At 70.9% G+C, this 19,199-nt stretch carries 13 protein-coding genes; 4 read left to right on the top strand and 9 right to left on the bottom strand.

The annotated features are described in order from the left end of the window. Nucleotides 1–11 precede the first annotated feature (11 nt). Nucleotides 12–647: a hypothetical protein gene (locus ACMCNK_RS02015; RefSeq protein ID WP_412734651.1), complete on the bottom strand. Its 636-nt coding sequence runs from the start codon at nt 645–647 to the stop codon at nt 12–14. Between the two features lie 120 nt (nt 648–767). Between ACMCNK_RS02015 and ACMCNK_RS02010 the strand changes: the two genes are divergently transcribed. Beyond that, the gene (locus ACMCNK_RS02010) at nt 768–2,036 is read left to right on the top strand and encodes an alkaline phosphatase family protein (protein ID WP_412734650.1); all 1,269 of its coding nucleotides are present in this window, start codon (nt 768–770) and stop codon (nt 2,034–2,036) included. A 103-nt stretch (nt 2,037–2,139) separates the two neighbouring features. Here ACMCNK_RS02010 and ACMCNK_RS02005 read toward each other — a convergent pair whose 3' ends face one another. The 3 genes from ACMCNK_RS02005 to ACMCNK_RS01995 all read right to left on the bottom strand — a co-directional run bounded on the left by ACMCNK_RS02005 (nt 2,140) and on the right by ACMCNK_RS01995 (nt 5,024). Further along, the gene (locus ACMCNK_RS02005) at nt 2,140–3,138 is read right to left on the bottom strand and encodes a hypothetical protein (protein WP_412734649.1); all 999 of its coding nucleotides are present in this window, start codon (nt 3,136–3,138) and stop codon (nt 2,140–2,142) included. Nucleotides 3,139–3,346: 208 nt separating this feature from the next. After that, nucleotides 3,347–3,850, bottom strand: coding sequence for a hypothetical protein (locus ACMCNK_RS02000; RefSeq protein WP_412734648.1), 504 nt, complete (start codon nt 3,848–3,850; stop codon nt 3,347–3,349). Nucleotides 3,851–4,184: 334 nt separating this feature from the next. After that, nucleotides 4,185–5,024 (bottom strand): metallophosphoesterase family protein, encoded by an 840-nt coding sequence (locus ACMCNK_RS01995; RefSeq protein WP_412734647.1) that lies wholly within the window; start codon nt 5,022–5,024, stop codon nt 4,185–4,187. A 415-nt stretch (nt 5,025–5,439) separates the two neighbouring features. Here ACMCNK_RS01995 and ACMCNK_RS01990 point away from each other — a divergent pair, with 415 nt between their 5' ends. Continuing rightward, the gene (locus tag ACMCNK_RS01990; protein ID WP_412734646.1) at nt 5,440–6,141 is read left to right on the top strand and encodes a 4'-phosphopantetheinyl transferase family protein; all 702 of its coding nucleotides are present in this window, start codon (nt 5,440–5,442) and stop codon (nt 6,139–6,141) included. 15 nt (nt 6,142–6,156) lie between these two features. Here the strand turns inward: ACMCNK_RS01990 and ACMCNK_RS01985 are convergent, their stop codons facing one another. Then, on the bottom strand, nt 6,157–8,919 hold the full coding sequence (locus tag ACMCNK_RS01985; protein WP_412734645.1) for an AAA family ATPase: 2,763 nt from the start codon (nt 8,917–8,919) through the stop codon (nt 6,157–6,159). A gap of 52 nt (nt 8,920–8,971) precedes the next feature. Next, nucleotides 8,972–10,666, bottom strand: coding sequence for a 2-isopropylmalate synthase (locus tag ACMCNK_RS01980; RefSeq protein WP_412734644.1), 1,695 nt, complete (start codon nt 10,664–10,666; stop codon nt 8,972–8,974). 261 nt (nt 10,667–10,927) lie between these two features. Here ACMCNK_RS01980 and ACMCNK_RS01975 point away from each other — a divergent pair, with 261 nt between their 5' ends. Further along, the gene (locus tag ACMCNK_RS01975; protein WP_412734643.1) at nt 10,928–11,128 is read left to right on the top strand and encodes a hypothetical protein; all 201 of its coding nucleotides are present in this window, start codon (nt 10,928–10,930) and stop codon (nt 11,126–11,128) included. Nucleotides 11,129–11,211: 83 nt separating this feature from the next. Here the strand turns inward: ACMCNK_RS01975 and ACMCNK_RS01970 are convergent, their stop codons facing one another. Further along, the gene (locus ACMCNK_RS01970) at nt 11,212–14,271 is read right to left on the bottom strand and encodes an AfsR/SARP family transcriptional regulator (protein ID WP_412734642.1); all 3,060 of its coding nucleotides are present in this window, start codon (nt 14,269–14,271) and stop codon (nt 11,212–11,214) included. 328 nt (nt 14,272–14,599) lie between these two features. Beyond that, nucleotides 14,600–15,229 carry a DUF1707 domain-containing protein gene (locus ACMCNK_RS01965; protein WP_412734641.1) on the bottom strand — a complete coding sequence of 210 codons (630 nt, stop codon included), beginning with the start codon at nt 15,227–15,229 and terminating at the stop codon, nt 14,600–14,602. A 279-nt stretch (nt 15,230–15,508) separates the two neighbouring features. Between ACMCNK_RS01965 and ACMCNK_RS01960 the strand changes: the two genes are divergently transcribed. Continuing rightward, entirely contained in the window at nt 15,509–16,630 is a 1,122-nt protein-coding gene (locus tag ACMCNK_RS01960; protein WP_412734640.1) for a transcriptional regulator protein, read from the top strand. A 68-nt stretch (nt 16,631–16,698) separates the two neighbouring features. Here ACMCNK_RS01960 and ACMCNK_RS01955 read toward each other — a convergent pair whose 3' ends face one another. After that, nucleotides 16,699–18,870, bottom strand: a complete 2,172-nt coding sequence (locus ACMCNK_RS01955; protein WP_412734639.1) for an MMPL family transporter — start codon at nt 18,868–18,870, stop codon at nt 16,699–16,701. Between the last annotated feature and the right edge of the window lie 329 nt (nt 18,871–19,199).

Genomic DNA, 19,199 nt, shown 5'->3' with positions numbered 1-19,199 from the left:
CGGGTCGGTGATCACGAGGTTTCCCGGGCATCGTCGAGCAGAGCGTCGAGGGCCGCCTTCGCGTCAGCGACGCTGGCTCCCGTCGCCGCACGCCACGTCTTCAGCGCGGTGATGCGGTCGCCGGCGCGGGCCTGGGCGACGGCGATCCTGGCGTACGGCGGCTGGCCGGGCAGCCGGGCGGGGATGGGCCGGGGGCGCGGCTCCCCGTCCCGGCCGCTCGGATCGTGTTCGTCGAGCTCGCTGTGCAGCCCGTACATCGGGCCGCGGCCCACCGGCGGCGCGGTACGCACCGCGGTCAACTCCCAGCCGGCCTCGACCTCGCCGGCGTCGTTCTCCCGGGAGATCCCCAGCAGCGCCGGGTCGTCCAGCAGCTGGCAGACGTTGTAGATGATCTCGTGCTGCATCGTGCGCACCACATCGGTCAGGTCGTCGAGGTCGACCCCGCAGGCCAGGATCCGGTGCAGGGCGGCAGCGGTGGCATGGGCCGGGACGGACCCGCGCGGGGTGCCGCGAAGCCAGGACTCAACCCACGACGGGTAACCGTCGGCCCACTCGTCCTCGTCGACCACCAGGGCCCACAGATCCGTCAGGAACAGCTCGCGGCTCCGGGCGGACAGGTCGTCGTCAAGGTCATCGCTTCGTGGCACGGAAGGATCGTGACACAGCGGATCAACGCGGCAGCGACGATCGTCGGAGGACCACGGGAGAATTTGCATGTTCAGGACGACAGGTATTCAAGTTCTTCGATCGTTGTGAGACTTTCTCGCATGAATCCTGTGACCCGACGGGAGTTCCTGGCCGGCTCGGCCGCCGTGGCGGCGGGGGTGCTCCTCACCCCGTCCGCGGCGCAAGGCGACACCCAGCTGCCCGACCCGGCCGACTCCGGCATCGACCACATCGTGGTCGTCATGATGGAGAATCGATCATTCGACCACTACCTCGGCTGGCTGCCCGGCGCCGACGGCATCCAGGCAGGCCTGAGCTACACCGACGCGGCCGGCACCGCACACCCCACCCACCACCTGCTCTCGCCGAACGGCTGCGGGTTCCACGACCCGGACCATTCGTACGACGGCGGACGCGTCGAGTTCAACGACGGCGCCTGCGACGGCTGGCTGCGTGCCGGCTCCAACGACCTGCTCTCCATCGGCTACTACGAGCAGGCCGACCTGGGCTTCTACGGCAAGGCCGCGCCGCAGTGGACGGTGTGCGACCGGTATTTCGCGGCGATGATGGCGCCGACCTACCCCAACCGGTTCTTCCTGCACTCGGCGACCACCGACCGGACCACCACCTCGATCGACCGGATCGCCACCATGCCGGCCATCTGGGACCGGCTCGCCGCGGCTCGTGTGAGTGGCCGCTACTACTACAGCGACGTCCCGTTCACCGCGCTGTGGGGCACCCGGTATCTGGGCATCAGCCGGCGTATCGGCGACTTCTACACCGCCGCCGCAGCGGGCACCCTGCCCGCGGTGAGCTTCGTCGAGCCGGCGTTCCTGGGCGAGGCCGTCCCCGGCCTGGCCGAGGACGAACACCCCCTGGCCGACATCCGGCTCGGCCAGGCTTTTCTCGGCAGGGTGCACGACGCGGTGGTGACCTCGCCCAACTGGGAGCGGACGGTGCTGGTCATCACGTACGACGAGTGGGGCGGATTCTTCGACCACGTGCCGCCGCCGGTCGGCGAGGACCCCAATCCGGAGCTCGGCACGGGCCTGCGCGGCTTCCGGGTGCCGTGCACCGTCATCTCCCCCCGCGCACGCCGTGGCCACGTGGACCACGGCCTGTACGACCACACCTCGATCCTCAAGATGATCGAATGGCGGTTCGGCCTCGCGCCGCTGACCGTCCGGGATGCGGCGGCCAACAACCTCGCGCAGGTCCTCGACTTCGACGCGCCGCCCGACACCCGCGCCGAGCGGTACAACGTGCGCCAGCCGATCACTCTCGGCTGTCTCGTGCCGCAACACACCCACAGCGGCGACGACTGGCCCGAACTGCAGAAACTCGCTCAGCAGCGCGGCTTCCCGATCTGACAGGTCCCCGGCTCTGGCCCTGGCCCTGGCCCTGGCCCCGGCCCCGGCCCCGGCCCCGGCCCCGGCGCGATCGTGCGCCGGGGCCTTCGCCTGGCCGATTCCGTCAGGCGCGGGCGGTGTGTCGCCCGAACTCGGATCGGGACAACGGTGGCCCGAGCCGGTTCACGTAGATCGCGTTGTCGGTACCTCGGACGAACAGGTGCAGGACGCCCTCGTACACCCCGGCGCCGGGACCGGACGGGGTCGCGCCCCCACCCGGCACCTGCGACCACCCGGACCACGCGCTCGCCAACGAGTTGAGGTAGATCGCATTGTCCGTGCCGCGGACGAACACGCCGAGCTCACCGCGGTACACCACGGCGGCCGGCGATGACGGCGTACGGCCGCCGCCGGGGACCTGCGCCCACCCGGACCAGCTGGACGCCAGCCGGTTCACGTAGATCGCGTTGTCGGTGCCTTGAACGATCAGATACAGCGTGTTCTGGTAGACCGTGGCCGCGGGCCCGGACGGCGTCGCGCCGCCGCCGACCACCTCCGACCAACCGCTCCACGTGCTGTTCGAGAGCCGGTTGACGTAGATCCGGTTGTCGGTGCCCTGGACGAACAGATACAGCGTGCTCTGGTAGATCGTCGCCGTCGGCGCGCCGTGGGTGGCACCGCCGCCGGGGACCTGGGACCAGCCGGACCACGAGGTGCCGTTGAGCCGGTTGACGTAGATCCGGTCGTCCGTGCCGCGGACGAACAGGTTGAGCTGCGACTGGTACACCACAGCGGCGGGGCCGGAGGTGGTGAGACCCCCACCCGGCACCTCGGCCCAGCCGGACCAGAGCGCCCCGTTGGAACGCTGCAGGTAGATCCGGTTGTCCGTGCCCCGGACGAACAGGTACTGGATGTCGTTGTAACTGACGGTTGCGGGTGAGTCATTCGTCGCGCCGCCGCCGGGAACCTGCGACCAGCCCGACCAGCCCGGCGGCAACGCCGCCCGGGCCGCGGTCGGCTGCCCCCCGACGAGCGCCATCGCCGCCACGATCGCCACGATGCCCGCGACGGCGGCGCGGACGAACCGTCGGCCGGCACCACCCCGGGCCTCCTGAGCCATCACTTGTCTCTCCTCGTCATCAGTCGCGCACATTCGGCACGCCTGACATCGACCCTAGTCAATCAATATGACCACAATGGAGGGACGTGATGACAACCCGTGAAACCTTGCTTGCCCGAACCGGACACCCCGGCGGCGACGCCCCTCGGCCATCCGGGCGAGACCTGGGTGCAGCGATCGGGGCAACGCCGCGGAGCCCGCGGTATGTCGCTTATGCGGGTGGGTGACCCGGCCCCCACGGGTACCCGACGGGCCCGGCGTGCATCGGCACCGCCGGGGGCGGCTTGCTCACGAAGTAGTCGCGGCCCGAGCGCGAGATCGTGAGCGTCACCAGCGCGGCCACCGACACCAGCGCGACAGCGGCGCCGCCCCACGAGACATCGTGGCTCAGAATCGCGATCAGCAGCGTCAGGCCGCCGAACAGGGCGGTGAGCGGCAGGATCACGAGACTCACGATCCAGGCCCACAACCGGCCCCGCCGCACCTGGTAGGCGAGCACCAGGAGGAACACCCCGAAAATCAGCACGAACGAGTTCAGCAGGAGGAACACCCCGCGGGCGCCCGGAGTCCATCCACGCTGACCCAGGGTGACCACGACGCCGTACGCCACCCGGCCGGTGATCAGCACGCCGACGACGGCGAGCAGGCTCGCGCCGATCTCCACCACCTGCGGCCGGCGTCGCTGCTGGCCGGCAGATGTGTCCCCGTACGACATCGGCGAATCCCCTCACGGCGTCGAGATGATCGTCGCGCCATCCTAGGGGGCTGGACGGGGCGGCGCCTATGGCCGGACCCACCGGGTCGTGCTCACCGTGGACGTACTCACCCGGCACGGGCCGCCGCGGACCGCGCGCATGTCGGGAACGCGCACGCGCCTCCGCAGGAAATGCGCATTTGCCGACGACACGGAGCCGTGCGGTGCCGCTTCCGGCAGGGTGCTGCACGAGCTCGACGTCCAGGACCTGGGCGCGCCGCCAGACCCGGGGGCCGTGGACCGGGCGGCAACCGGGGCCGTGCACGTGGCCGGCACGTCAACGACTCGACGCGGGTCAGGCCGCCACCCCGGACGGCAGGACGTGGCGCAGCGGCGAACGCTTCGGGCGGTGCCGCCACTCGCGGGGATAACCCAGCGAGACCTCCTCGAAGCGCACCCCGTCGTGCCAGGTCGTACGCGGGATGTGCAAGTGCCCGTACACCACGGCCGCGGCGCGGAAGCGCCGGTGCCAGTCCGCCGTGCGCACCGTCCCGCACCACTGCGCGAACGCCGGGTAGCGCAGGACCGCCGTCGGCTGCCGGACCAGCGGATAGTGGTTGACCAGTACGGTCGGCATACCCGGGTCACACCCGGCGAGGCGGTCCTCGGTGTAGGCGACGCGCGCGGCACACCACTGGTCCCGGCTCGGGTACGGATCGGGATGCAGGAAGAACTCGTCCGTACAGACGACCCCCGCGTCCTCGGCGGCCTGCATCGACGCCTCGCGGGTCCGGGTGCCGGGTGCGAGGAAGGAATAGTCGTAGCCGACGAACAACGGCGCGATGGTGAGGGGCCCGCCGGGCCCCTCCCACACCGGGTACGGGTCCTCGGGGGTGAGCACGCCCAGACCCCGGCACATGTCCACCAGGTGTTGGTACCGGGCGACGCCGCGCAGGCGCACCGGGTCGTCGCGCATGGTCCACAACTCGTGGTTGCCGGGAGTCCAGATCACCCGGGCGAACCGGCCGGCGAGCAGCCGCAGCGCCCACTCCACATCCGCCGGGTACTCGGCGACGTCACCGGCCACGATCAACCAGTCCTCGGGCGAGCCGGGACGCAGGTCCTCCACGACGGCCCGGTTCTCGGCGTGGGAGATGTGCAGGTCGCTGACGGCCAGCAGCGTTCCGTCGGTCATGAAAGCAGTCACCTTTCGGCCGGAGCGATACGGCTCAGTATCGCCCGCGCAGGGGCACGATGAGATCCCCGAATCGTGCTCGCGAACCGCTATTCGCGCTTTCCGCCACCCCTATTCTTCGACCGGACCGTTCCCTCTCACCCGCCGTCCCGGCCGGTCGCCCAGGGCGTGCCACACCGCCGTGGACTGCACTTTCCGTCACCCCGGCACGAGTCCGCGGACGATTCCGGCACCGCCGCGCGCCGGCAACCCGCCCCTGGGTCCATGGAGTTCGCCCTTAGCCGATTCCCGGGGCACCCGTGGATGCATCGCCATGACTTCCTCGCCCCCGATCGACATCGATACTGTCGATGCGTCATCAGGACGGGCGACGTCGTTCATTCCGCGTCCATCCCCGACAAGCGCGGAGGACGTCATGATCGAGTCAATTCTGCCCACGGCCGTCGCCGCCGTCGACACGTTCGTGGACCCGCCCGGCGCGACGCTCCATCAGGAGGAGGAACCACTCGTCAGCCAGGCCGTACACAAACGCCGGGCGGAGTTCACCACCGGCCGCTGGTGCGCCCGCCAGGCCATGGCGCGACTGGGCCGTCCGCTGATTCCCATCCTGAGCGGGGCCTGCGGCGAGCCGCAGTGGCCGGCCGGGCTGGTCGGCAGCATCACCCACTGCGCCGGCTATCGCTGCGCGGTGGTCGCCGAGACCACGCAGGTCACCACCGTGGGGATCGACGCCGAGCCGAACGAGCCGCTGCACCACGGCATCCTGGCCGCCATCTCGGTGCCCGAGGAGGTGCCCCGCATCGAGGCGCTGCGCCACGACCATCCGGACGTGAGCTGGGACCGGCTGCTGTTCAGCGCCAAGGAGTCGGTCTACAAGGCATGGTTCCCGCTGACCGCGCGCTGGCTCGACTTCCAGGACGCGAGTCTGGTCATCAACCCGGTCGACGGCACGTTCAACGCCCGGCTGCGGGTGACCGGGCCTCGGGTGCACGGCCGCAAGCTCAGCGGCTTCGCCGGTCGCTGGCTCGTCGACCAGGGGCTGATCGTCACCGCGATCACGATCCCGGAACCGGCGCCGGCGGCGGCCGCGCCGGTCGAGGCGCCCGCACAGCTCTGAACCATCGCGCGAAGGTCAGATGCCGGCGGTGAAGTTCACCGGCAGATGCGTGGGCAGATCGGTGCGCCGGCTCACGTTGAGCTTGCGGTAGATCCGGGTCAGGTGCTGCTCCACCGTACTGATGGTGATGAACAGTTTCTTGGAGATCTCGCGGTTCGTGTACCCGTCCGCGGCCAGGCCCGCCACCCGCCGTTCCGCCTCGCTGAGCACGGCGGCGCTGCCCGGCAGGGCCACCGGCGGGGGCTTCTCCACCTCGCCGCCAGGCTCCGGCGAGAGCCCGGTGAACAGTCGCTGTGACTCGCACCGCTCCGCCAGCGCCTGAGCCCGGCGGGCCACCATGCCGGCCCGGCGCGGCTCACCGAGTTCCTGGTACGCGTCGTTGAGGTCGACCAGCGCCCGGCCCAGCTCGTACTCGTCACCGCTGAGCAGGTCTGCGGCCTGGCGCAGCAGCAGCGGCCGGTGCCGCACCTCGCTGGTTGCGGCGAGCAGCCGCATCGCCATGCCCTGGACCCGGGTGTCGTGCTCGCCGCACCGCCTGAGCTGGTCGTCGATCAGCTTGCGGGCCGGTTGCGGCCGGCCCAGACGCAGCATCGTCTCGGCCACCTCGACCCGCCACGGCGCCAGGCCGGGCACGTCCATCTGCCAGCTGCCGGCGAGCTCGCCGCACCGTGCGAAGTCGCGCTGGGCCAGCACGAGCTGCCCGATGGCGCTGCTGTAGCGGCCCCGGGCGATCAGGTAGGGCAGGCCGTACCGGGTGTGGAACATCTCCTCCGGCACCGGCTGGTCGAGCTGCTCCCGGGCCAGGTCGTGGCGGCCCATCGCGGTCGCGGCAGTGATCAGTACGGAGACCGGCGCCCCGATCGCCACGCCCCAGCTGCTCGGCGGCATGGTGTCCAGGGCGAACTGGGCGTGCCGCAGCGCGGCCGGCAGGTCGCCGAGCCGCAGCGCCATCTCGCCGCGCAGGGCGGCGAGACGGGCCAGCCGGCTGGGCGCGCGGCGGGTGACCGCCTCCTCCATGAACAGGTCGCACCAGGGGACCGCTCGTGCGGTCCAGCCGCCGTAGACGAGGGCGAGCAGGGCACTTTCCACAGTGTCCAGGCTCATCTCGTCCAGCTGGGAATTGTGCAGGATCCGGTCCACGGCACCGGCGATGTGCTCGACGGGACCGCGGGTGAGCACGGTGGCCAGCGCGTTCGCCGCTTCGAGCCGGTGGCTGGCGGCGACCGTCGACGTCGCGGGCGGGTCCGGCGGCGGCTGGCGCAGCAGGGCCGAAAACCGCGGGTAGGTCGCGCGCAGCAGCGGCCGGGCGACCGTCAGCTCGGTCACGCTCTCCCGGTCGAGCTCGCCGGTCGCCGTGTTGACGTGCTCGAAGACCGCCTTCGCCTCGACGAACTGGCCGTTCCACAGCAACGCCTTGGCCAGCGCCATGGCGTCCGCGGGCCGCAGGAAACCGTGGTGCAGCGCCGCGGTCAGCGAGGGCAGGTAGTCGGTCGAGGTGCTCGGGTTGATCCGCCAGGAGGCCCGCAGCATCGTCGTCATGATCTTGGCGCGGTGCCGATTGTCGTCACACGCGCGCCACGCGAAATCGAGGTACCGGACCGCGGCGTCCACCCGGCCCTCGCGCAGGGCCTGCCGGGCGGCGTCCTCCAGGATCGGAAGCACCCACGACCCCTCCGGCTGCCCGGCACCGACCAACTGGTCGGCGACCACGCGGCTGGTCGCCCCGTCGTGGTAGGCGAGCAGTGCGGCCCGTCGGTGCAACTCCTGCCGTTCGGTGGGCTCGATCTCGGTGAGCACCGCGGCGTGCGCCAACGGATGCCGGAAGTCGCCGTGGTGCAGCAGCCCTGCCGCGGTGAGCATCCGGACCGCGCGCGCCACCGAGGCGCCGTCGATCTGCAGCAGCTTGTCGTGCAGATTCGGCCCGGGAAGAACCGCGACCGCGTGGGCCACCCGGGCCACGCACGGGTCGATCCGGCGCAGGCAGGCCACCACAGCCTCGGCGTAACGACCACCGGTCACCGGCTCCCCGTCCGCCGCGCCACCCTCGCGGACGTCCGCCAGCAGGCCGCCGACCAGCACCGGGTTGCCGCCGGAAAGCTGGTGCCAGCGGGCTGCCACGCGCAGGGCGTCACGCTCGGGCAGCGCGGTGGCAGCCATCATGCGTACGCCGTCGGCCGACAGCGTGGACAGCGTGACGGACGCGCCGTGCGGTGAACGGCCCAGCGCCTCCAATTCCAGCAGCGAGTCACCCGGCTGCCCGTTGGCGGCATGGCTGAACAGCGTCATCATCGGCACGAACCGTGCCCGCCGCGCCAGATAGGACAGGCAGACCAGGGACGCCGGATCGGCGTGGTCGATGTCGTCGACGACGATGGCCAGCGGATAGCGCTGCGCGAGCTCCAGCAGCATCGCGCAGAGCGCGTGCACGAGCTGCGGTTCGAGTTGCGCACCGCCGTCCGCGCCGGTGACGATGCTGTGCGCTCCCTCGACCAGGAGGTCCATCGCCCGCTGGCGTTCCGCCGTGACCAGCGGCGCGTCCATCAGCAGCTGGGTGAGCACGCCGAGCGGCAGGTTCCGCTCGGCGCGCGTGCCGGTGGCTGTGATGGCCAGGCCGTTCAGGTCGACGGCCCGCTCCGCGAACGTGTCGAGCAGAGCAGTCTTGCCGGTGCCGACGACGCCGGTGACGATCGCGGCCTTGCCTTTGCCCGCGACGGCCGAGGCCAGCAGGCCCTCCAGCATGGACAGTTCGTCGCCGCGTTCCACCAACCCCATGATCATCCCCCATTTGGTGTTTCTGCCCGCGACGCTACGGCCGGGCGCTGTCGGCCCGTTATCGAACGCCCATCACGCCGGCACAGCCGTCCGAGGACCGGGCGGCCGGCGCGCGGGCTGCGGCCGCTTGCACCGCGGCCAGGCCGGCCCGGCGTACGTCCGGATCGATGCCCACGCCCCACCGCGTCCGCCCGTCGGCCTGCAGCTCGGCGTAGACCGTGACGCCGGCGGGGCCGGCCGGGCCGGACGCGAGGTGATGTACCGACCGCAGGTCGATCCGGCACCCGGCGAGATCCCGTTTCAGCCGCTCCAGATCGTGTGCGTGCGCGCCGATGGCGAAGCCGGCACCGTCGATGTGCAGCACGGTAGGCGCGGGCGCCGGCAGCGGCGCGGACGGCGACTGACGCGCGAGGTACTCCCGGGTGAACAGCTCGGTGAGGCGGTCCGGGCCGATCTCGCCGCCCTCGGCGTCGGCCTCGGCCTGCACCAGCGCCGCGAAGTCGATCTGCAGTTCCCGGGGCAGGTTCAGGCCGAGGCGGGTGTTGATCACGTACGCCACCCCGCCCTTGCCCGACTGGGCGTTGATGCGCACCACGGTCTCGTAGGTGCGGCCGATGTCGCGCGGGTCGACCGGCAGGTACGGGATCTCCCAGCGGCCCTCGTCGGCCGGCACCCCGGTCCGCGCAGCGGTCCGCTTCTGCTCGTCGAAACCCTTCTTGATGGCATCCTGATGGGAGCCGGAGAACGCGGTGTGGACCAGGTCCCCGCCGTACGGGTGCCGCGGATGGACCGGCAGCTCGGTGCAGCGCTCCACGACCTGCCGCGCCCCGTTGACGTCGGAGAAGTCGACGCCCGGGTCGATGCCCTGGCTGAACAGGTTGAGCCCCAGCGTGACCAGGTCGACGTTGCCGGCCCGCTCGCCGTTGCCGAACAGGCATCCCTCGATGCGCTGCGCGCCGGCCAGCACGGCCATCTCGGCCGCAGCCACGCCGGTGCCGCGATCGTTGTGCGGGTGCACCGACAGACAGATGTGCTCGCGGCGGCTCAGCCGGGTGTGCATCCACTCGATCTGGTCGGCGAAGACATTCGGCGTGGCGCGTTCCACCGTGGTCGGGAAGTTGAGGACGATCGGCCGGTCCGGGCCGGGCTGCCACACGTCCATCACCGCCTCGCAGACCTCCAGGGAGAAGTCGAGTTCGGTGTCGTTGAACAGCTCCGAGGAGTACTGGAAGCCCAGGTCGCAATCGGCCAGTGTGCGCTCGGCGTACCGGAGCATGAGCCGGGTGCCGCGCACCGCCAGCTCCTTGCACTGACCCCGGTCCATCCCGAACACCATCCGGCGGAACAGCGGCGAGGTGGCGTTGTAGAGATGGATGGTCGCGCTCGGCGCCCCCGCGAGGCTTTCCACGGTACGGCGGATCAGGTCGTCGCGTGCCTGCACGAGCACCGAGATCCGCACGTCGTCAGGGATCAGGTCCTGTTCGATCAGCTGTCGCAGGAAGTCGTGGTCGTCGCGGCTGGCGACCGGGAAGCCGACCTCGATCTCCCGGTAGCCCATCCGGATCAGCAGATCGAACATCTCCCGCTTGCGTTGCGGGTCCATCGGGTTCAGCAGCGACTGGTTGCCGTCGCGCAGGTCGGTGGAGAGCCACCGCGGCGCCGCGGTGATCCGCCGGTCCGGCCAGGTACGCCCGGGGTTGGGCACCGGAACGGCCGGCGCGTACCGGCCGACGGCGCGTTGAAACGCGGTCACGATCGCTTCCTCCCGACTTCGCGGCCGGCTTCGCGCAGCCGCGTGCCGTCGGCGCCATCGTCCGGGACCGCGTTATCGCCACACGCTCGACCGGCTATCGAGACGCGGGACGGTCCCGGATATCGTCGCCTGCGGACATCGATAGCGGCGTGATTGCACCAGGCCATAGCATCGTCGGCATCGAGGTGGGATCAGTCGCCTGGATCTCCGGCAGAAGGTGTCGGAGAATTAACTGCACTTTCATTGGAGGGTCATCAGTTCATGCTTCTCGTCAACTCCCGTCGCAACGCCCGTGTCGCCCTCGCCGTTGTCGCGGGTATCGCCTTCGCGGTGATGGCGGCGGGTGTCGCTGCCGCGTCGGCCGCCAATCAGGCCGGCACCAAGCATGGAGCGGTTCAGGTGGTCATCCCGTCCTCGTTGGCGGCCGAGCTGGAGGATCGCGACAGCCAGCCCTGGACGTGAGCGTTCTCGTGGGGGGCTGAAAGGGAACGCCGTTGCCGCATTTCGCGGCGACGGCGTTGTTCGTTTCTGGGGACCTGAGGGCGTCAGACCTGTACCGGCCCGCTCTGCGCAAGATCGCCGGCCGCCTCGTACGCCTGGGTCAGCATGCTCAGCACACGTTCCTCGTGGGCAGGGGCCTGGATACTGCGGAACATCGTCAGTGCCCGGTACAGATGCGCGACCGCCTCCCGCGGCGCGTGCGTGGCCAGGGCGAGCTCGCCCAGGCCGTGCTCCACCCGGGCCGCGACCAGCCGGTCGCCGTTCGTTTCGGTGAGGACGCGCGCGTCGGTCAGCGCCTCCTTCGCCCGGACGTAGTCGCCGACCCGCAGCGAGGCCATTCCCAGGCCGTGCATCATGTACGCCTCCCCGATCGGGTCGCCCAGATCGCGGACCGCCACCAGTGCCTCGCCGAACACGGCCGCCGCCTCGGCCGGCTGGCCGGCCTGCAGGTGGGCGTTGCCCAGCCGGTGCAGGGCCTGCGCCTCGGTCCGGCGGCTGCCCGCCTTACGGCTCATTTCCAGGGCCTGAGCCAGGATCAGCTTCGCGCCGTCCGGGTCGCCGCGCTCGAGCGCGATCTGGGCCATGTTCTGCAACACGTACGCCGCGTCCACAGGGTCGATGTCCCGCAGCACGTCCAGGGCCATCTGGTAGCGGCGGACCGCCTCGGGCAGGTCACCGTCCATCTGCTCGAGATAGGCGATGTTGCGGTTCACCGTCGCCAGGCCGTGTTCCTCGCCGAACGCCCGGAACAGGTCGCCGGCCTGGTCGAGCTGCTGGCGGGCGAAGGCGAACCGGCGCTCCACGATGCCCAGCGCCCCCATCGACGAGAGCACCACGGCCTGGCCCAGTTCGTCTCCGGCCTGTCGCGCGGCATCGAGCGCGATCCTGTGCGTGCTGCGCCAGTCGTCGAGGTAGGCCCGCGACTCGAACAGGGTCACCGCGGTCACCGCCAGGTCCCAGCACAGCTGCACCGCGCCGATCGTGGCTGCCTGGCTCACCGCCGCGACGATCGACTGCCGTTCCCGCTCGAACCAGGCCAGCGGCTCGGCGAGGCGTCGCGCGGTGGCCCGGGACGGCAGCTTCCAGCGCTGTCCCGAGCCGTGCACCTGGCGGTTGCCGTCGCCGTACAACAGCTTGTGTGCCTGTTCGGCGAGGAAGAGCAGGCCGCCGATGACCCGCTCCCGGGCCGCGTTGCGCTCCTGCGGCGACTCCTCCACGGCCAGCCGCTCGCGGGCGAACACCCGGATCAGCTCGTGGAAACGGTACTGGCTTCGTGGGCCCTGCTCGTCCCCGGCGATCTCCACGAGCTGGGCGTCGGCCAGCTCGTCGAGCAGGTCGTGGGCGTCGCGCAGCGACCGGTCGAGCAGCGCGGCGCACATCCAGCCGGAGAAGACCGGGAAGTCCAGCGCAGCCAGCAGCCGGAACAGTCTGCGGGCGTCGTCGCTGATGTTGCCGTACGTGATGGCGATGTTGACCCGGATGCCCATCGCACCGTGCTTGAGCTCGTCGAGCCGGCGCGACTCGCTGGCCAGCCGGTCGGCGAGCTGCTCGACGCTCCAGTGCGGGCGTGCCGCGAGGCGGGCACCCGCGATGCGCAGCGCGAGCGGGAGCCGTCCGCACAGTTCGGTCAGTTCGGCGGACGCGTCCGTCTCGGCACGGATCCGGCTTTCGCCGGCGATGCGGGAGAGCAGCTCGATGCACTGCCGCGGTTCCAGCACGTCGATGTCGACGTGCATGGCGCCGGGCAGCCCGCCGAGCCGGCCGCGACTGGTGACGATGACCGCGGTACGGGGGCTGCCGGGCAGCAGGGGCAGCACATGCTCCTCGGCGCCGGCGTTGTCGAGCACGACCAGCACCCGGCGGTCGGAGAGCAGGCCGCGGTACATCTCGGCGCGTTCCTCCAGCCCGTCCGGGATGGACGTGCCGGGCACGCCCAGCGTGCGCAGGAAACGTTCCAGGATCCGCATCGGACCGACGTAGTCGGCTTTCCAGCCGTGCAGGTCGGCGAAGAGCTGCCCGTCCGGGTAACGCGACGCCAGCCGGTGCGCGACGTGCACGCCGAGCGTGGTCTTGCCCACGCCCAGCTTGCCGGTCACCACCATGATCGGTACGGCCAGTTGCCGGGGATTCTCCGCCGCCCGGGCCAGTTCCCTGTCGATGACCTCGATCTGCTGCTCACGGCCGGTGAAATCGGCGATGTCGGTGGGCAGCATGCGGGGTGGGCTCACCTGGCTGCGGGCATGCGGGCCGGAGTCGGACACCGCAAGCACCTCACCCACGACCGCTTCCGTCTCGGGCGCCGGTGCCGCGCTCACCACGGTCTCCCGGGGCAGCGGGAGAGCGAGGCCGGACTCCGAGGTCAGGATCGACCGTTCCAGGTGTTGCAGCCACTCGCTGGGCTCCAGGCCGAGCTCGTCGATCAGCGTGCGCCGGGCCGCACGGTACGCCTCCAGCGCCTCGGCCTGCCGCCCGGAGCGGTAGAGCGCCAGCATGAGTTGTCCGCGCAGGCGCTCGCGCAGCGGGTGGGCGGCGACCAACCCGACCAGTTCGGCGATCACCTCGCGGTGGCGGCCGAGTTCGAGCTCGTACTCGATGCAGTCCTCGTTGACGGTGAGCCGGCGCTCGGCGAAGTGGTTGGCGGCGGTGCGCAGCGGACCGCTGTCCAGACCCTCCAGTGCCGGGCCGCGCCACAGTGCCAGCGCCTCCCGGTACCGCTCCACCGACTCCTCTTTGCGCCCGGCGTTGCTGCCTGCGCGGGCCTCGGCGATCAGGCGTTCGTAGCGCTGCAGATCGACCGCGACGCCAGCTTGGGCCAGCACGTATCCCTGGTTGCGAGTGGCGATCGCGTCCGCCCGGCCGTACGCGGTGAACAACCGGCGCAGGCCCGAGACGCAGATCTGCACCTGGGCGCGCGCGCTGGCGGGCCGCTGCTCCCCGTAGATCGCCGTCATGAGGCGGCCGACCGAGACCACCTTCCCGGCGTCGAGCACCAGGCTGGCCAGCACGATCTGCTGCCGGTTCCCGGCGACGTCCATCCGCCGGCCGTCGACCACGGTCTCCAGCGGGCCCAGGACCCTGAACTCCAGCGGGATCAGATCGGCCATCGGCGTTCGGCGTGAGTCGTGCAGATGACCCACCGACCTGGGCCATCGATGGGCGTCATCGTGCTGACAGATCCGACAGGCGCGTCTCCAGGATCGTTTATTCGCATTTTTCGCCCCCATGTTCGTGATGAGGCCACGAAGACCCCGCGCGGAGAGGCTACCTCGCGCCGAACCGTGTCCAAGATGGTGATCGATACTGCCCGGTCGGGCCATTGACAGGAAACCTTCCTGTGGCCCATGGACATTCATCATGATTCGTGGAGATGTGCCGGAAACAGTTTCGGTCCCTATCGAAGAAATAGGTCGACGGTGGTCGAAACGGGCGACCTCACCTGCCGCGCCGCCACTGCCACCAACGCGACGGCGACCGGACGCTGATCCCGCCGAACAAGGCATACGCCCGGACCTCCACGAACGGCGCACCCGGGATCGGGTCGTGCCGCAGCCGGCACTGCCGTTCGCCGACGACGGTGAAACCGCTCATCCGGACGTCCGCGCCCGGCGGCACCACCACGTGCACCCGCCCGCAGATCGCCAACACGTCGAGCACCAGGTACGGCTGCTGGAACAGGGCGTCCTGCAACTCCACCCGGCACTCGCCGAAGATCGCCCGCGCCTCGACCACCGGCGGCACCACCCAGCGGCCCCGGCGGGTCTCGTCGCCGAACACCGCGGACACCCGATCCGGCGGCGGCACCTGCGGATACGGGGCCGGCATCGCCGGCGCGTACGGGGGCGGCACCACCGGCAGCCAGTCGGTCGGCGGCTCGGCGTAGGCGACCGGCAGGTCCGCGACGATCTCGTCGAGGTCAGCGCGGGTGCGCGCGGCGTACGCCCGGGCGCAACGCTCGCCGTACTCGTCGAGCAGGAGCCGCCCGTCGGTGAGGGCCTGGCCGAGGAACTCCACGACCTGCTCCCGCTCCTGGTTCGAGACGAGCCACCTACTCGGATCGGTCATGACCGCGGGGCGTCCCCGCCGACCGGCGCAGCATTCACCCTCACCCTCCCATCTGACATGGACGGCCGACGATTCAGCAAGCCTCGCCGCACTCCCCCGATTCCATTCAGGGGTGCACTCACGTCAACCCCTCAATGGGCACCGGGAGTGGCGACAGCCAATGGCTTTAGGGGTACGACTACCCAGCGTGGCCCCCTAGCCTTCCGGTGGGCCGACGCCCTGGACACGGGCCGGGTCGGGTCGGTCGTGAAACCGCAGCACTACGGGGAGACGATTTCGGTGAACACATTGGAAGGAACTCTGCTGCCGAAGGGCTCGCGGTCGTCGTGCGGCACGCGACGAAATGCATCGCCCGGCTTCTCGTGGAACGCCGACGACGTCGCGGTCGAGTCCGTGCCGATCAATTCGCTGCTGCCGGCCGATTCGCCCCGGCTCAGCGGCGAGGACGCCGAGCACGTCCGCACGCTGGCGGAGACCGAGACACCGCTGCCGCCGATCACCGTGCACCGCGACACCAGGCGGGTCATCGACGGCATGCACCGCCTGCGGGCCGCCATCCGGCGCGGGCACGCGGACATCGCAGTACGCTTCTTCGACGGTTCCGCAGAGGACGCGTTCGTCCTCGGCGTACGCCTCAACGTCGGGCACGGCCTCCCGCTGACCCGGGCGGACCGGACCGCAGCCGCCAAGCGCATCATCGCCCAGCACGTGACGTGGTCGGACCGCCTGATCGCCTCGGTGGCCGGCCTGTCCGCGGGCACCATCCGCACGCTGCGCAAGGAGGCCGGGGACACGGACACCGCCGTCGCCCGGATGGGCCGCGACGGCCGGGTACGCCCGACCGACGCCGCCGCCGGACGACTCGCGGCGAGCCGGGTGGTCGCCGAGCAGCCCGGTGCCTCGCTGCGGGAGATCGCCCGTAAGGCGGGCGTCTCGCTGGGCACCGCCCGCGACGTACGCGAGCGGATGCAGCACGGGCAGGACCCGCTGCCGCCGATGCAGCGCACCACGATCCGCCTCGCGGCCGACGACGAGCAGGCGCCGGGGCGGTACGACAACCGCAGCGACGACCACCCGATCCACGCACTTCGCGGTGGCCGGGACACCCCGCGGTGGGAGCTCACCAACCGCTACGCCGGCCCGGACGCGGACGACCAGATCCCGGACGTACCCGAGCTGCTCAACAGCCTGGTCCGGGACCCGTCGCTGCGGTTCACCGAGTCCGGGCGCCGGCTGATCCGCTGGCTGTCCGCACTGAGTGTGGCGCTGCCCACCTGGAACGAAGTGGTGCCGACCGTGCCCTCGCACTCGGCATACATGGTGGCCGACCTGGCCCGTAAGTGCGCGCTGGAGTGGTCGAACTTCGCCTACGAACTGTCCAAGGCCACCGACATGGCCTGATTCTGCGGCAAGAACTCTGGCCCGGCGCCCACGCGCCGGGCCAGAGTCCGTCATGAGGGATCTCCCGGCTACTTGGTGGCGGCGGCCGGCTCGGAAGCCGTCTGCGCCGGGGGTTTCGGCGGGGTCGGCGCGTCGGCAGGCCCGGGCTCCACCGGCTCCGAGCGTCGCGACGGCCACCACGACTTCTTGCCGATGCTGAGGATCGACGCCGGCACCAGCACGGTTCGTACCAGCAGCGTGTCGATCAGGACGCCCAGCGCGACCGCGCTGCCCACCTCGGTGAGCTCGACGCTGGGCAGCTGCGCGAGCGCGGCGAACGTGGCGGCGAGCACGACACCGGCGGCCGTGATGACACCACCCGTGACGCTCAGCCCGCGCAGGGTGCCCTGCCGGGTGCCGAGCTTGTGCGACTCCTCCCGGATCCGGGCGGCCAGGAAGATGTTGTAGTCGATGCCGAGCGCGACCAGGAACACGAAGATGTAGATCGGGATGCTGGGGTCGATGCCGGCGAACCCGAACGCCCCACGCCAGAGCAGGCTCGACAGGCCGAACGCGGCGGCGAGACTGAGCGCGGTGGTGATCACCAGCAGCAGCGGCGCCACCACGGCCCGTAGCAGCAGGCCGATGACAATCAGGATGACCAGCAGCACGAGCGGGACGATCAGGTACGCGTCGTGCCGGGCCTGCACCGACGAGTCGTACTGGACCGCCGGGTAGCCGCCGACGAGAGCCTGCGGGGCGGTGCCGGCCAGCCGCGTACGCAGATCCTTGATGGTGTCCCAGGCCTTGTCGCCGAACGGTGAGACCGACAGGACCACCGACTGGCTGTCATACCCCTGCACCTTCGGCCCGGCCTCCACCGAGCTGATGTTCGCGGTGCCCCGCACCGTGGTCGTGACCGCTGCCGTCTCGTCCGGCGGCGACAGCACCACGAGCGGGAAGCTGATGCCGACCGGGAAGTGCTGGCTGATCATCCGGGTGCCGACCACGCTGCCCGGATTGCCCTTCACGTTGTTCACCGGGTCACTGGTGAACTTCAGCGACAACAGCCCGGCGCACGCCGCCACCAGCAGCACCACCGCACCCCAGGCCACCGGGCCGGGACGGCGGGCCACGCCGTTGCCGATCCGGGACCAGAAGCGCGAGGCGTCCAGCCCGGCCTGACCCTCCCGCGGGATCCGCGGCCAGAACGCCGCACGGCCCAGGAGCAGCAGCAGCGCCGGGTAGAACGTGACCTCGGCGACCAGGGCGGCAACGACCCCGATGACCCCGATCGGGCCCAGGCCGCGGACCGCGCCCGAACCGGCCGCCAGCAGGCAGACCATGGCGGCGATGACCGTGCCCGCGGAGGCGAGCAGCGTCGGCATCGTCCGGCGCAGCGCCACGCTCATCGCTTCCTCGGGCAGCGCGTGCGCGGCCAGCTCTTCGCGATAGCGGTGGGTGAGCAGCAGCGCGTAGTCACTGGCCGCGCCGAAGACCAGCACGACCAGGATGGACGTGGACAGCGAGCTGACGGTCACGCCGGCGCCGGCCAGCCCGCGTGCGGCGGCCTCGGCGACGACCACCGCGCCGCCCGCGCTGATCAGCGGCAGAAGCCAGAGCACCGGGCTGCGGTAGACCAGCAGCAGGACGATTCCCACCACGATCACGGCGGTCAGCAGCAGGCCGGTCTGGGTCTCCTGGCCGCTGTCCGCCGTGGACGCGGCTCCGCCGGTCACCGCGACCTGCAGGCCGGACGAGCCGGTCGTGGTTTTCAGCGAGTCCCGGACCGCCTTCACGGCCGCGGTGTCGTCCGCGGAGAGCTGCTGCTGCGCGGCGGTGACCGAGGTGGCGAACACCGCGGCCTGCTTGTCGTCGGAGACCGTGACCTCACCCGGGGCGGCCAGCCCGGTCACCTTGCCGACCAGGTCGCCGATCGCGGTCCGCGCCGCGGTGATCGTCGCCGAGTCCCGCTCGGTCAGGCCGCTCGGCCGGGACATGATGATGATCATGTCGTCGGTCTGCGGGTGGCCGGTGCCGCCTTGGGCCGCTTCCTGAAGCTGGGCGACCTTGGTCGAGGACGCCGAGTGCGGCAGGTACGCCGCGGGCGTGTCGTTGGTGACCTTGGAGAGCTCACCGGCCGCCTGGGAGAGCAGCACCATCATCGCGAGCCAGAGCAGCACCACCGGCCAGCGCAGCCGGCGCAGCCACACGGCGAACCTATCGGTCGCACGGCGTCGCCGGCGAGTGAACAGAGGCATGGGAGGACTCCTCCATCGAATACTGATTTCGGCGTTCGCCGTCACGGCAAAGGAACGCAGCCGATGGTCGCCGAATTCGGCTATCGACTCGCTTGACGAATGGGTACACCCTTGGCGAGAGCCGTGCAACCGTGCATTGTTTGTCGGGAAAGGAGGAGCGCAGCGCCCCGCCAGGCCGCGGACACGCGCTCCGAGCTGCGGATTCGAGTTCCAAGTCGACACTTTTTCCGACACCGTGACGGCCGGGCAACGCGTTCGGAAGTGGGTGAAAGAGGGGTCGGGAGTGGGGTTAGGCCCACCACTCAGGGGGCTTGACCGGATGCCCGGCG

It is taken from the genome of Krasilnikovia sp. MM14-A1259 (assembly GCF_047159535.1).
In the GTDB taxonomy this organism is placed as follows: Bacteria; Actinomycetota; Actinomycetes; order Mycobacteriales; family Micromonosporaceae; genus Actinoplanes.
The sequence above is the reverse complement of the archived record's forward strand: the minus strand, read 5'-3'. Positions and strand labels throughout refer to the sequence as shown.